General features: G+C 61.4%; 15 protein-coding genes and 1 other RNA gene. All 16 read right to left on the reverse strand.

What is annotated here, in order from left to right:
• Positions 1 to 27: 27 nt before the first annotated feature.
• The 16 genes from ssrA to V3C33_11705 all read right to left on the reverse strand — a co-directional run bounded on the left by ssrA (position 28) and on the right by V3C33_11705 (position 13,322).
• Positions 28 to 396, reverse strand: a transfer-messenger RNA (tmRNA) gene (gene ssrA, locus V3C33_11630).
• An 85-nt stretch (positions 397 to 481) separates the two neighbouring features.
• On the reverse strand, positions 482 to 958 hold the full coding sequence (gene smpB, locus V3C33_11635; protein XAS66154.1) for an SsrA-binding protein SmpB: 477 nt from the start codon (positions 956 to 958) through the stop codon (positions 482 to 484).
• 177 nt (positions 959 to 1,135) lie between these two features.
• The gene (locus tag V3C33_11640; protein ID XAS66155.1) at positions 1,136 to 2,524 is read right to left on the reverse strand and encodes a peptidoglycan DD-metalloendopeptidase family protein; all 1,389 of its coding nucleotides are present in this window, start codon (positions 2,522 to 2,524) and stop codon (positions 1,136 to 1,138) included.
• A gap of 26 nt (positions 2,525 to 2,550) precedes the next feature.
• Positions 2,551 to 3,465 (reverse strand): permease-like cell division protein FtsX, encoded by a 915-nt coding sequence (ftsX, locus tag V3C33_11645; protein ID XAS66156.1) that lies wholly within the window; start codon positions 3,463 to 3,465, stop codon positions 2,551 to 2,553.
• Complete coding sequence (gene ftsE / locus V3C33_11650) at positions 3,462 to 4,244, reverse strand: cell division ATP-binding protein FtsE (protein XAS66157.1); 783 nt, start codon at positions 4,242 to 4,244, stop codon at positions 3,462 to 3,464. The genes ftsX and ftsE overlap by 4 nt, the downstream gene beginning before the upstream one ends.
• 187 nt (positions 4,245 to 4,431) lie before the next feature.
• Positions 4,432 to 5,547, reverse strand: a complete 1,116-nt coding sequence (gene prfB / locus V3C33_11655) for a peptide chain release factor 2 (protein ID XAS66158.1) — start codon at positions 5,545 to 5,547, stop codon at positions 4,432 to 4,434.
• 52 nt (positions 5,548 to 5,599) lie between these two features.
• Positions 5,600 to 6,013: a pilus assembly protein TadG-related protein gene (locus V3C33_11660; protein ID XAS66159.1), complete on the reverse strand. Its 414-nt coding sequence runs from the start codon at positions 6,011 to 6,013 to the stop codon at positions 5,600 to 5,602.
• An 89-nt stretch (positions 6,014 to 6,102) separates the two neighbouring features.
• Positions 6,103 to 6,663: a hypothetical protein gene (locus tag V3C33_11665; GenBank protein XAS66160.1), complete on the reverse strand. Its 561-nt coding sequence runs from the start codon at positions 6,661 to 6,663 to the stop codon at positions 6,103 to 6,105.
• Complete coding sequence (locus V3C33_11670) at positions 6,644 to 7,054, reverse strand: TadE family protein (protein XAS66161.1); 411 nt, start codon at positions 7,052 to 7,054, stop codon at positions 6,644 to 6,646. The genes V3C33_11665 and V3C33_11670 overlap by 20 nt, the downstream gene beginning before the upstream one ends.
• Positions 7,055 to 7,057: 3 nt before the next feature.
• Complete coding sequence (locus tag V3C33_11675) at positions 7,058 to 7,312, reverse strand: hypothetical protein (GenBank protein XAS66162.1); 255 nt, start codon at positions 7,310 to 7,312, stop codon at positions 7,058 to 7,060.
• Positions 7,313 to 7,402: 90 nt separating this feature from the next.
• Positions 7,403 to 8,341 carry a type II secretion system F family protein gene (locus V3C33_11680; protein ID XAS66163.1) on the reverse strand — a complete coding sequence of 313 codons (939 nt, stop codon included), beginning with the start codon at positions 8,339 to 8,341 and terminating at the stop codon, positions 7,403 to 7,405.
• Complete coding sequence (locus V3C33_11685; GenBank protein XAS66164.1) at positions 8,338 to 9,192, reverse strand: type II secretion system F family protein; 855 nt, start codon at positions 9,190 to 9,192, stop codon at positions 8,338 to 8,340. Before V3C33_11685 ends, V3C33_11680 begins: the two co-directional genes overlap by 4 nt.
• Positions 9,192 to 10,415, reverse strand: a complete 1,224-nt coding sequence (locus V3C33_11690) for an ATPase, T2SS/T4P/T4SS family (GenBank protein XAS66165.1) — start codon at positions 10,413 to 10,415, stop codon at positions 9,192 to 9,194. The genes V3C33_11685 and V3C33_11690 overlap by 1 nt, the downstream gene beginning before the upstream one ends.
• A 159-nt stretch (positions 10,416 to 10,574) precedes the next feature.
• The gene (gene galE, locus V3C33_11695; GenBank protein ID XAS66166.1) at positions 10,575 to 11,591 is read right to left on the reverse strand and encodes a UDP-glucose 4-epimerase GalE; all 1,017 of its coding nucleotides are present in this window, start codon (positions 11,589 to 11,591) and stop codon (positions 10,575 to 10,577) included.
• A 98-nt stretch (positions 11,592 to 11,689) separates the two neighbouring features.
• Positions 11,690 to 12,712 carry an acyltransferase family protein gene (locus V3C33_11700; GenBank protein XAS66167.1) on the reverse strand — a complete coding sequence of 341 codons (1,023 nt, stop codon included), beginning with the start codon at positions 12,710 to 12,712 and terminating at the stop codon, positions 11,690 to 11,692.
• Between the two features lie 67 nt (positions 12,713 to 12,779).
• Entirely contained in the window at positions 12,780 to 13,322 is a 543-nt protein-coding gene (locus tag V3C33_11705; protein ID XAS66168.1) for a M15 family metallopeptidase, read from the reverse strand.
• Positions 13,323 to 13,429: the final 107 nt, after the last annotated feature.

Consider the following 13,429-nt stretch of genomic DNA (forward strand, 5'->3'; position numbering starts at 1 on the left):
TTCGTAAATGCCTTGCGACATTTCAAAATGTGGAGATGGGGGGAATTGAACCCCCGTCCGATGTCGTGTTGTCAGGGCTTCTCCGGGCGCAGTTTGCGTCGGATTTTCTCGGCCCCAGCTATCTTGCAAACAGGTAGCTGATCCGGGCCCAGTCATCTAAGAGTCCCGCCTACCCCGATGACGGAGGTAAGCAGCAGTGGCTATCTAAATGACGCCAGGATCCGGGGCAATAGCAACCTCGGGCTGACGGACTGTCTTACTGCTTAGGCAGCAAGAGCGAAGTCAGTGCGCTTGTTTTCGGCACTTATTGGTTTGCAGACAGCGTTTACGAGATAATTCTGCATCCTCGGCCCGCTTCACCTGTCGCGACTAACATCGTCGAAACCGATCATCCCCGTATTTTGTTACCAAACCGGCCGGAATCCGGTGCCAGCACCAGATCCTTACCGGAATACCCAGCATAACGCATCCGCAGCCGGAATCATTCCCGGCGGCGGTTGCGATCCCGCATATCCCTCAGGGCTTCGCGGTTGTCCTGCTGCTCGCGCAGGGTCTGTCGCTTGTCGTATTCTTTCTTGCCCCGCGCAACGCCGATCTCAACTTTTGCCTTGCCGTCAACGAAGTACAGCTGAAGAGGCACAATGGTGAAGCCGGATTCGCGGATCTTGTGGGAAATCCTGATGAGTTCCTCGCGGTGCAGCAAAAGCTTGCGGCGCCGGCGGGCGGCATGGTTGGTCCAGCTCCCCTGGTTGTACTCCGGGATATGGATTCCCTCCATCCACAACTCGTCATTGTAGAAGGTGCAAAAGCCATCAACCATGGATGCATGGCCCTCGCGCAGGGATTTTACCTCCGTGCCCATCAGAGCTATGCCGGCCTCATACGTGTCCAGGACATGGTAGTCATGCCGGGCCTTCCGGTTGGTGGCCACTACCTTACGGCCACTTTCTTTGGGCACGGTAGAACTCCTCGGATCTTGAAATCGTCTTGGCTCCGGCCGTTCCGGCTCGAAGTCATACCAGTGTACGGCAGACACGGCGCGTCGTTAGAGCAAGCCCTGTTCTAGCAAGCCTTGTACGAGCAAGAACCCGGGCCGGCTTCAAAGCTGGCTTCGAGCCGGAACGGAGCCGCCGGGTCAGAGCAGGCGCATCGGGTCAACGGCTTCGCCATTGAGCCACGTCTCGAAGTGCGAATGGCAGCCCGTCGAATTGCCGGTGGTACCAGAGTATGCAATCAGCTGGCCCTGGCTGACCTGCTGGCCGGGGGAAACCGCAACGCTTGTGTTGTGGTAGTAAATCGTGGTCAGCGAGTTGCCCTGCACCACGCCATGGGAAATCTTGACGTTGTTTCCACCGCCGTCGTTTGCCCAGCCAGCGGAGAACACCGTCCCGGCTGCCGCGGCGTATACCGGGGTGCCGCAGCCAGCACCGAAGTCAATGCCGGTGTGCATATAACCGCCCTGGCCGTAGAAGTCAATGGTGCCCGGGGGTGTGGAACGCCATCCGAATCCTGAGGTGATGGGCACCCCGCTGGGGAACGGATGTCGCAAGCCGAAGGCCGACGGCGGTCCCGTCACCGGTACATATGGTTTCGGGGCCTGGCCCTGGGCCTTGGCGGCGGCGGCCGCCACAGCGGCAAGGCGGCGCTGTTCAGCTTCCCAGGCTTCACGAAGCTTCCGGTCACGCTCGACGATATCGGCCGCCACCGCATCCTGGCTGGCCTTCACAGCTGCAAGCTGTTTTTGAATGCCTGGTTTGGCCGCCTGGAGCTCGCTGTTGATGCGGGTGGTGTCGGCTATCAGCTTGTCTACCTGGGCCTTCTTGGCAGCGGCCTCATCGCGGGCAGCTTTCTCCCTCGCCAGTGCCGCCTCGGCTTTGGATTTGAGATCCTGGATCTCGGCCTCCACCGCTTCGAGGCGCGCCTCGGAGTTCACGTTCGTAGCATTTTGCTGGGTCAGTTTCTCCATGGCGGAATTCTGGCTTCGCATGGCCTGATCGGCGAGATCGATGGTGTCTGTCAAGCTGCCCTTGTTGTTCGATCCGAAGAAGAGCGTCAGGTTGGACGGGACTCCGCCGGATTTGTAGGCTTGCGTGGCAATCTGGCCGATCAGTTTCTTGGTGTCGGCGATCTTCTGCCTGTCAGTGTCCAGCTGCTGTGTGATTTTGGCTTTGTTTTGTTGCGCGAGATCCACCCGGGCCGCCAACGCCTCGACTTCCTTGACAGCGCTGGCCACGCGGCCCTGCGCCTCCAGCAGCGCCTGCTGGGCCCCCGGCAGCTGGCCCCGGTAAAGGACGAGCTCACCGGCGGCCTTCGCGATCTTTGAGTCAACAAACTCGAGGGACTGTTGCACGCGGGCGGCTTCGGCTTTGAGTGCCGCCTGCTTGTCTTCCAACTCGTCCGCGAACGCCCCCGGCGATGCTGCGCCGAGGCTGGCTGCCAGGACCAGTGCCAGTGCGGCGCCGATGATCTGGCTGCGGCGTCCTGCCAGGCGGTGCCGGAGAGGCAGGGGATTCTTCGCAGTCATGAGCCGTCCTTTTCGCTACGCACAGCCTAGACCCTTAAGTAACGTCGGAGAGTCAACAGTGATGAAATACCCGCCAGGAGCCCGCCCAAGGCGATCAGCGCGGGGGCAAGAATGAGAGTCTGCGCGGGGGAGATGAAGGCCGTGTCCGGGTACTGGTTGGACAGGTACTCCCCCAGGAAGAAATGTGCCACTGCCCAGAGCGTTGCCGAAGCCAATGCCGCCCCGATCACAGCGGCAATCACGCCCTCGAGGATGAACGGCAATTGAATCACTGTCTTCGATGCGCCCACCAGGCGCATGATGCCTGTTTCACGTCGCCGGCTGAACGCCGAGAGCCGGATGGTGGTGGCAATGAGCAGGATGGCGCAGACAATCATCACTCCTGCGATCCCCACTGCCACCAGCGATGCTACGTTCATGGCGGAAAACAGCCGCTCCAGCAGTTGTCGCTGGTCGATGACCGTTTCCACACCAGGCTGCGCGGAGAACGTTTCGCTGATGATCTCGTACTTCTCCGGATCCTTCATGTTAATCCGGAAGGATGCCGGCAGCTGATCAGGGGTGACGGAATCCACTATCGGCGAGTTGGAGAACTGCTCCTTGAAGTGCTTGTAGGCGTCCTCTTTGGACTCGAACTGGAAGTCGTTGATGTAAGGGGCCACCGCCGGCGACTTCAGCAGGGCGTGCAGGTTTTCCAGCTGCTCCGGGGTGGCCGGCCCCGTAGCGCAACCCGCCGCCGTCGAGCCGTCACTGCAAAGGAAGATGGCAACCTGTACTTTGTCGTACCAGTAGCCCTTCATCTGGTTAATCTGCAGCTGGAGCATCCCGGCGGCACCAACAAATGTCAGAGACACAAAGGTCACAAGGATGACTGAGACCACCATGGACACGTTGCGGCGGAGTCCGCTGCCGATCTCGGCGAGGATAAATGCGAGCCTCACCGCTGACCCTCCAGTGCTGCTGCGGGCGGAATGTCAGGGGTGTCATCGCGTCCGCTGGCGTCCCTAAGACGCCGGGACTGCCCCACCACCGGGATCATGGATGTGTATAGGGCACGGGCCTCGTCACGGATGACAACGCCGTTCTTCAGCTCCACAACACGCTTGCGCATCTCGTTCACGATGTCGTCATCATGTGTGGCCATAACTACGGTGGTCCCGTTCTGGTTGATCTTGTCCAGGACGCCCATAATGCCCATGGAAGTGGTGGGATCAAGGTTTCCGGTGGGCTCATCAGCCAGCAGGATACCCGGGCGGTTGACCACAGCGCGGGCAATGGCCACGCGCTGTTGCTCGCCGCCGGAGAGTTCATGGGGCATCCGGTGCTCTTTGCCCTCAAGCCCCACGGTCTTGAGTACCTCGGGCACGGTGTCCCGGATGACGCTGCGGCTTTTGCCGATGACCTGCATGGCAAAGGCCACGTTGGCAAAGACGTTCTTCTGCGGCAGCAGCCGGAAGTCCTGGAACACAACACCGATTCCGCGGCGCAGCCTCGGCACACGCCAGCTGGAAATATTGGCTACGTTCTGGCCAGCAACGTATACCGCACCAGATGAGGCGTGGTCCTCCTTGAGAACCAGACGCAGGAAAGTCGACTTACCGGATCCTGAGGCGCCGACAAGGAACGCGAATTCACCACGGTCAATCTCAAGGGTGACAGAGTCCAGCGCTGGCCGGGCTTTCCGGTCGTAAACCTTGGTGACATTTTCGAAACGGATCATGGCCCTAAGTACCCTGCAGGTCATGGCTGATATAGCCCAGATCTGCAGCCGGTGCGCGGGCTTTCGTTTGGGGGAAGTAGGGCTCCGGCTCCTCGACTATACGTGCGTGTCGCCGTGGATCCCGCGGAGCGCCCGGGGCGTGTCGCCCGATTGTGCCTACTGCGTAGGCACAGCGTTCACTGCCTGTTTACTTCTCGGCGTTTCGGTTGTCGGTGCGCCAGCGGATGCCGGCATCGATGAAGTCGTCAATCTCGCCGTCGAATACGGCCGAGGTGTTTCCGACCTCGTGTTCTGTCCGGAGATCCTTGACCATCTGGTAGGGATTCAGGACGTATGACCGCATCTGGTCGCCCCATGAGGCCTTGACGTCGCCGGCGAAAGCCTTCTTCTCAGCGTCCTCCTCCTGCTTCTTGAGGAGGAGCAACCGCGACTGCAGCACCCGCAGGGCCGCGGCGCGGTTCTGCAGCTGCGACTTTTCGTTCTGCATGGAAACCACTGTTCCGGTGGGGATGTGGGTCAGGCGAACCGCGGAATCGGTTGTGTTGACCGACTGACCACCGGGACCCGAGGACCTGAACACGTCTACCCGGATCTCGTTGTCCGGAATGTCGATGGAGTCTGTCTGCTCAATCAGCGGGATGACTTCAACAGCCGCGAAGGACGTCTGGCGACGGCCCTGGTTGTCGAAGGGGCTGATCCTCACCAGACGGTGGGTACCTGCTTCAACGCTCAGCGTGCCAAAGGCGTACGGCGCCTTGACTTCGAAGGTAGCGGATTTGAGTCCGGCCTCTTCCGCATATGAGGTGTCCATGACTGTGGTGGGGTAGCCGTGGCGTTCTGCCCAGCGGAGGTACATCCGCATCAGCATTTCCGCAAAGTCCGCAGCGTCAACGCCTCCGGCACCGGCACGGATGGAAACCACTGCCTCGCGTTCGTCGTACTCGCCGGACAGGAGGGTGACCACTTCGAGATCCTTCAGTGACTTCCTGATGGACTCAAGCTCAGTGGCCGCTTCGCCCATGGAAGCGGCGTCGTCCTCGTCCTGGCCGAGTTCCACCAGCACCTCAAGGTCGTCGATCCGGGATACCAGCGTGTTCAGCCGCTCCAGCTCCGATTGCCTGTGCGATAGCTTTGAGGTGATGACCTGTGCCGCCGCCGGATCGTCCCACAGGTTGGGCTCGCCAGCCCGCTCGCTCAGTTCAGCGATGTCTTCCTTCAGCGCTTCGACGTCCGTAACGTTTTCGATCGAGGTGTAGGTGGCGCGCAACGCGCGGATTTCTGCGGAAAAATCAATTTGAGCCATGGTTGTTAAAGCCTACGCTATCCGGCCTAAGCGGCCCCACCCTGGGTTGCTCCTACCGGGTGAGCCGGGATCGGGCGGTTGAGCTCGCTTCGATCCTGAATCCATCCGGCACGAGAAAATTGACCACCGGGGGATGCACCGCGGCGCTGAGAACCACGACGGCGGTGGACCCGTCCGGGCTGCCAGTCGCCGGAGCGACGGCCAGCCCGTCAAACCGCCGGAAGGCGCCGTTTTTGGTGAGGTAGTCGCCGGTCACTGTCCGTACGCGCTCTCCGCTGAGTGTGGCCGTCGGGTTGCCGCCGGCGGTCTCGACCTGTCCGAGAGTGTAGCTGTCAGCGGCCGCCAGCGAGGCGCCGTCGGCCATTGAGAGAAGTTTCTTGTGTTCGATGTAGATACTGGAGATGCCCGTCACCACAGTGGTAACAAGCAGAGCCAGCAGGACGTATCCGATGATCAACACCATCATCTGTCCGTCCTCCGGGGATTGCTTCCCGGTGTGTTGCTTCCGGCCGTGCCATGTGCAGTTGCGCTGTCCCCGGCCAAGTTTCAGACGGTTCATCGGAAGCGGCCCACAATCTGCGTGGCCGATGCGCTGAGTTCGCTGGCGCTGAGCCTGAATGCCTCGCCGAACGATACGAAGGGCAGCGGAACCGTGAGGTGCACCGTGACCGTAACGGCCGAGCCGGCGGCCATGCAGTCCGAGGGGTCGCAGCTGGCTTCAACACGGGCATTTTCCGCCGGGTGGCCGTAGTCGGCAAGGGCGAGCAGGGCCGCCTGCTCGGCGGCAGTCCGTCCCGAGTGCGCATCGGCTTGAGCCACGTACACCTTAGCGGCCTGATCTGCTGCTCCGACCACAGCAAACGAGCCGCCCTGAATCTGCCCCATCGTGATGATGAAGTACACCAGGGGGATCATCAGGAGCAGGGCGAGGAACGTGAACTCCACCACCGCGCTCCCCCGCTCTCTTTGGGTACCGGCTCGCTTACTTCCTTGGGCCACCCCGCAAGATGTAGATGCGTCAAGGCACAGGGCATCGCTGATCCGGCGCCGCACCGCACGCCGGATTCCGGGTACGGACCGTTGCGGGCCTTTGTGCTCAGGGCTGGACGGCGGCATGGCCTTTGACCTCCAGCAGTTCGCGCGGCCCGATCAGTCCGATCACAGGCATGGGTGCTTTGATGGTCACTTCCAGGGTCCGGAGTCCCCGGAACGTCACCTCGCTGGTACTGATGTCCTGGGCAAAGTCGGTGTTAAGGGCGGTTCCGATCAGTTCGCCCGTCCGCGCCCGGGCATCGCCGGCATTGCGATCGGCCAGGGTGCCGTAGCGCGCACCGGAGGCCGCGGCATCGATCAGAGTGTTGCGCACATGAAGCACCAGGGCCAGCTGGATAATGGCAAGGAAGAACATTGTGAGCAGGCTCCCCACCAGTACAAAGTCCACAACGGCCGAACCGCGCTCGCCTGTGCGGTTCCCAAGCAAACCGGTTCCGCCGCGGGGCCAGGGCATGGCCTATTTCCCGACCTTGTTCATGGCCTCGTTGAACATCGTTTCCAGGGCAGGACCGGCGAGTGCCAGAAGGGCAGCCACCAATACGGCTGACATCAGAGTGATCATGACCCAGCCGGGGACGTCGCCGCGTTCCGGGTGTTCTGACTTGGCCGCTGCATGGCTGTGTGGTCCAAAAGCAAAAGTCGCTGTGGTCTTCCAAAGCAGTGCGGTGAGCGTGCAGACCAACACTGCTCCGCGGATTCCGAAGTCTTTCATTGCGTTCCCATTTCTGTGATTGGTGCGGAGATTTTTTCACCGGCTGTCCGGCTGGTTTGTGTATTGCCGGATTCCGCCGTATTAGGGGCTTTAGAGGCCCAGATTGATCGCTGCGAGGCCAGGAAAGACAGCAAAAACCACTGTCAGCGGGAGGACACCAAACACGAGTGGAACCATCATGCCGATTTCTTTTTTGCCCGCCGATTCCATCAGTTCGCGTTTTGCCGTGTCCCGGACGTCCTGGGCCTGTGCCCTCAGGACGCCCGACAACGGTGTCCCTCGTTCCACAGCCACGATGATGCCATCAACGAACCTGACCAGCGGGCCCAGATCGGTCCGGGCCGAAAACTCCTGAAGCGCTTCGACCAGTGGCTTGCCCGACCTCGTTTCGGCCAACACCTTCGCGAACTCCTTGGCCAGTTCGCCATGGGCGCTCCGGCAGACACGATCCAGCGCGCCGGCGGCACTTTCTCCCGCGCTGACGGCCAGTGCCATGAGCTCCGCGAGGCTGGGGAATTCCGCCATCATCCGGGTCTCGCGTTTCCGGATCTGCACTCCCAGCCAGTAATCCCGAAACAGGAACCCGCCTATTGCGCTGCCGAGCACAGCTCCAACCGCGAGTAACGGACTGAACCGGCCTGCTGCGGCACTCAGGAGCACCAGTCCGACGGCGAGGACAAAACCGCAGGCGGCCCAAACCAGCTGTTCTGCCCGGAAATCGACCGGTGTTTTGTTAATGCCTGCCTGGGCCAGCCTGCGGGTCAAGGCCGTAGAGCCGAGATTGAACTTGCCGAGAGTCGTCAGGGCGTCGCGGAACAACGGACGCAGAATTCGTTCCAATGGGCCGAAGGGAGTCACGTTCTGGACGCCGGCGCGTAACAGCCTGGACTCCAGATTCTGGGACTTCAGCTGGGGTTCGACGCGTTCGACGAAGCTTGTTGGCCTCATGAACGGCAGCCTGACCAGGAGCAGCCAGAGTCCGGCGCCGAGGACGATGCCGCACACCGCGGCGGCGGCGGGATGTGTCATCGCAGCACACGCTCATCTTCGGGCAGCGCACCGATGCGAAGCATCACGGCGTAGCAAATCAATGACACCACGAGCCCGCCCAGCAGGACCGCCGCGCCCATCGGTGTGTTGTAGGCCGCTACGGCTTCCCGGCGGCTGGCCAGCAGCACCATAACTAGCCACGGAGCTGCTACTGCGAGGCGGGCAGCATTGATTGTCCACGATTGCCTGGCTTCCAGCTCACTTCTGGTCCGGGCGCTGTCGCGCAGAAATTCTGCAAGTGTTCCGAGGAGCTTGCCCAGGTCCGAGCCGCCCACTTCGCGCGTCAGCCTGAGCGCCTCGATGATGCGGTCGGAGACGGGATCGGCAAGTCTCTCTTTGAGCCTGTTGAGCGAAGTATCGAACTGGCCGCCCGAACGGTAGTCGGAGCCGAAGTCGCGGAACACTTGTCTCAGTTCCTCGGGTCCCTTGTCCCCCAGCTGGATGAGCGCTTCAGGCAGCGAGAGACCGGCGCGGATTGCGGACCGGAGATGATCCACCACATCGGGCCAGAGCTGACGCAGGACAGCGGTTCTTTTGCGGGCCCGCCATTTCACCACGGCCATCGGGAGCCAGGCCCCGAAGAGTCCGAAGCAGCCCGAAATGGGCCAAGACTTGGTAACCGCGAAAAAGACGAGTGCCACGAACAAGCCCAGGCCCAGGCATGTGGCGACGAGTCCGGTCCCTGTCACCTTTTCGATGCCGGCTGAGAGCAGCAGGTCCTCAAGCCGGCTGGCACGGGGTTGGCGTTTGACGGCTTTGGGCTGGTCCCAGGACGACCACCAAATCAGGAACAGTCCGGCCCCTGCCAGCATCCCCATCAGCGGCCCCATCAGCGCAACTCCAGCAGCGCCGCGACGTCGTACCCGGACCGGGCGAATTTCTCCGCCGACGGCATTGAACTTGCCTTTGGCTGGAGTTGTCCATCCACCATGGCGAAAACCATGGACGACTCAATAACGCCGTTTTCCACCCGGCGCCCAAGAGACAGGATCTCCGTCACCTGTCTGCGGCCATTGGCGTGCCTGCTGCAATGCACCACGAGATCGATGCAGGACGCCACCGTTGGGACAACAAAAGCGCTGGAAATATTTGCTCCGGCCAGGAGCGGGAGCGTGCAGATCTTGGTTACCGCGTCGTGGGCGGAGTTGGCGTGGACAGTGCACATACCGGGGAGCCCGGAATTCAGGGCGATGAGCATATCGAGGCTCTCAGCTTCTCTGACCTCTCCCACAACCAAGCGGTCCGGACGCATACGGAGAGCTTCTTTGACCAGGCGGCGCAAGGGAATTTCTCCCTCACCCTCAAGGTTCGGCTGGCGGCACTGCAGCCCCACCACGTCACGGAGCGGAAACTGGAGCTCGAAGATTTCCTCAACCGTAATGACGCGCTCACGGCTGCCGATGCTGGCCGCCAGGCAATTTAGCATGGTTGTTTTCCCCGCCTGAGTGGCTCCGGACACCAGGATGTTTAGCCCGCTGGCCACCGCCGCCCCGAGAAACCGCGCAGACTGGGGCGTCAGCGTGCCGAGATCCACAAGGTGCTCAAGACGGCTCGCCTTGACCACGAACTTACGGATGTTGATGGCCCAATGGCGTCTTGTGATGTCAGGAATAACCACGTGGAGCCGTGAACCGTCGGGGAGCGCTGCATCCACGAATGGTGAGGACATGTCCAGGCGGCGGCCTGAACTCTTCAGCATCCGCTCCACCAGATCGCGGACCTGCTGATCCGTCAGGCTGAGCGACGTCAGCTCGGACTCGCCGTTCCTGGCGACGTAGATTTCGTTGGGGGCGTTCAGCCAGATTTCCTCAATGCTGGGATCGTCCAGCAACGGCTGCAGGGTTCCGAATCCGGCCACGGCATCGAAAACAAACCGCCGTGCGGTATCGAGCGGACCTATGGGAGGGAGCGGCCCCATAAGCGCGCGTTCGTCGTAGTCACCGACGGCGGCTTCCACCAGGCGCCTGACCTCGCCGGCCTGCCGCAGGGGGTCCAGACCACGTCGACGGATGAGCTCGCGGACTTCATCCTCGACGATTTGCACAGCATCCATGAGTTCCCCAATACGACTGCCGCCCCGGGCTGAGGCAGTACAACTGCCTTAAAAGTAGAGGAGCATATACCCTTCGGCAAAGTCATACGGGGCCGGTTGTGGATAACACGGCCGCCACAACCCGGTGCGGCCACCCGTTTGGGCAGGCCGCCGGCTATGTCATTCGCTCTGATACCCAAGCGGGTTGGAACTCTGCCAACGCCAGTGGTCCTCGCACATCTGGGCAAGGTTCCGCCGGGCGGACCATCCCAGGTCAGCCAGGGCCGCCGACGCATCCGCGTAGCTTATTGCGGCATCACCGGGCCGGCGCGCCGCAAACTCGTAGGGAATAAGGTGACCGGCGGCCTCGCTGAATGCCTCAATGACTTCCAGGACGGATGACCCGCGGCCTGTTCCCAGATTCCACCGGAAAACACCTGAGTTCAACCCCACGTGGCCCAGAGCGGCCAGATGACCAGCCGCCAGATCCACTACGTGGATGTAATCCCTCACGCCGGTGCCGTCCGGCGTGGGATAGTCATTGCCAAAAACAATGACTTTTTCGCGGCGCCCGACTGCGACCTGCGCAACGAACGGCAGGAGATTGTTCGGAATGCCCCGCGGATCTTCTCCGATGCGACCGGACTCATGCGCCCCCACCGGATTGAAGTACCGCAGCAGAGCGATGCTCCACCTCGGATCAGCCGCACCCAGGTCGGACAGGATGTCCTCGATCTGTTCCTTCGTCCTGCCATACGGGTTGGTCGCATCCAGCGGCGATTTTTCGACAAGGGGAACGTGCTCTGATGCTCCGTAGACAGTTGCCGATGAGCTGAAAACGAGCCTGCGGACACCCGCCTTCTCCATGCTTTCCAGCAGATTCAGCGTCCCGACAACGTTGTTTTTGTAGTACATCAGGGGTTTGTCGACGGATTCCCCCACCGCCTTGAGGCCGGCGAAGTGGATGACGGCTTCAAAACCGCCTTCAGCCAAAATCCGATCAACTGCGGCCGCGTCAAGCAGATCAGCATTCCTGAAGCTGAGCTCCTTTCCAGTGAGCTCCTGCACGCGTCGAACTGACTCGGAACTGGAGTTCATCAGGTTATCGAGCACCACCACCTCATGCCCATCCTCAAGGAGGCAAAGCGCGGTGTGTGATCCGATATAGCCTGCGCCACCGGTGACTAAAATCTTCATGGCCATAAGTCTAGAGTGGCTCTTCCCAGTCCTGCCAATTGTCGGGCTGACTGTGCCCGAACACCCCGCCGCGTGGGCCAGGACCGGCCCTTAGCGAATCAGACCCGCTCAGGAGCGGCCGCGGCCGTGGGGCTCTTTGACTCGTTCAGCCTCGGGGAGCCCAGGAGAAAGGGTGCAAGGGGTGTTCTCAGAATCAGCAAGGCCGGTATCCAGCACCCGGCCAGCGAGCCAGTGAAAATTAGCCAAGGAGCGGCGTTCAGCTTGGTCAGTGCGACCAGCACCACCGCATGGGTGAGGACCACCATGAATCCGCATCTGGCCAAAGTGGTCATTCCCGCGTTGAATCGTGTTCCCAACGCCGGGATGACGGCTTCGGCAACCAGCACCAGCCCGGTACAGATCCCGACGGCAACGAGGACGGTTAGCACCGGCGTGCCCAGCTGGGCATACTTCAGGTCAAGATACGTGGACCACCCCGCCAGGATGACGGCACCGCATGCGAGGAGGATCAGCGCTCCCGCGGACAGCGCACGTGTGACTCTGTGACGAATCCTCTTGAATTCGCGGCCAGCCATAACGAAGACGAGACACGCACAGCCCACCAGAGCAGAGAGCGGAACCTGCGCGACAACGTCGGGCGCAAGGGAAGCGGCAACGAGCGCTGCGGCAGCCAGTGTCCACTGAAGCCACAGGGGAACGCCCTGGATCGCGCGGAGGACCACAACTGACACAAAGAGCGCCGTGACAAACCAGAACGCGGCGAAGGGCCCCGCAAGGTGGGAACCGCCCATAACGAGTCTGCCGATGGCTGGGCCTTCGATGACCTCCATCTGTGACAGCCACCAGATGCCCACCAACGCTAGCCAAAAGCCGTACGGTATGAGGAGGGTCCTTGCACGTTTCCTGAGTTCCGCCATCAGCAAGCGGTTTTCGGACCAAAGGTATCCGGACAGGAAAAAGAAGAGCGGGACATGCCATGTGTAGACACCTTCACGGATTATCGGGCCAGACCATGCCCCCATGTGCCCTGCCACAACAGCCACTATGCCCAGGATCCGGAGAAAATCGACAGCTCCGGATCGGGATGTCAGGTGGGTCTTGGCTACCGCTTGCTCAACCACCGCGATTAGTTCCTTTGCATGATCGGGGACGGTTCCCGATCCTATCAGTGGGGCCCAATCATTCTGCTTAATATCTGGGCGCGCTTGCGACCCCCAGATATTGCTCCAGGGTCCTCACGCCACGGTTGTGCATGTCGGCAGCGACTTTCGTTCCGACGTAGCGAAGGTGCCACGGCTCGTAGGTGTAGCCGGTGATGGCACTGAGTCCGTCGGGATATCGGATGATAAAGCCGTACTTCCAGGCATTGGCAGCGGCATAGGACCCCGACGGCGTGCCCGCGAAACATGCTTGGAGCCCGCACGCCCCGTTCGGATTGCCGAGGTCCATTGCCAGGCCCGTTTGGTGCTCGCTGTAGCCGGGGCGGGCTGAGATCGTCTCCGCATAGGCCTGCCCATATGCCACGACGTAGCTGCTGTACAGGCTTGACTGAGCAGCATACGAGCGGTACCCGCTGACAGCAGTCATCGTGATTCCCGCGGATGCCGCGACCGAGAACAGCCGCTGGAGCTGCAGTGCAGCTTCACGGCGCAGGCTTTGGCTTCCGACGGCGCTGAGGTCAGACGGGATGCGGTTGACCGGCGAGTTCGGGGTTATTTTATTGACCGTCACGCCGATGCTTGACTGAGAAGGAACAACAGTAGCGCCGCGGGATGACGTCCAGCGGATTGTCCCTCCGAGAAACGATTGAACGCACGATCCTGCGGTACACGACTCAG

This window comes from Micrococcaceae bacterium Sec5.7 (assembly GCA_039636785.1).
In the GTDB taxonomy this organism is placed as follows: Bacteria; Actinomycetota; Actinomycetes; order Actinomycetales; family Micrococcaceae; genus Arthrobacter.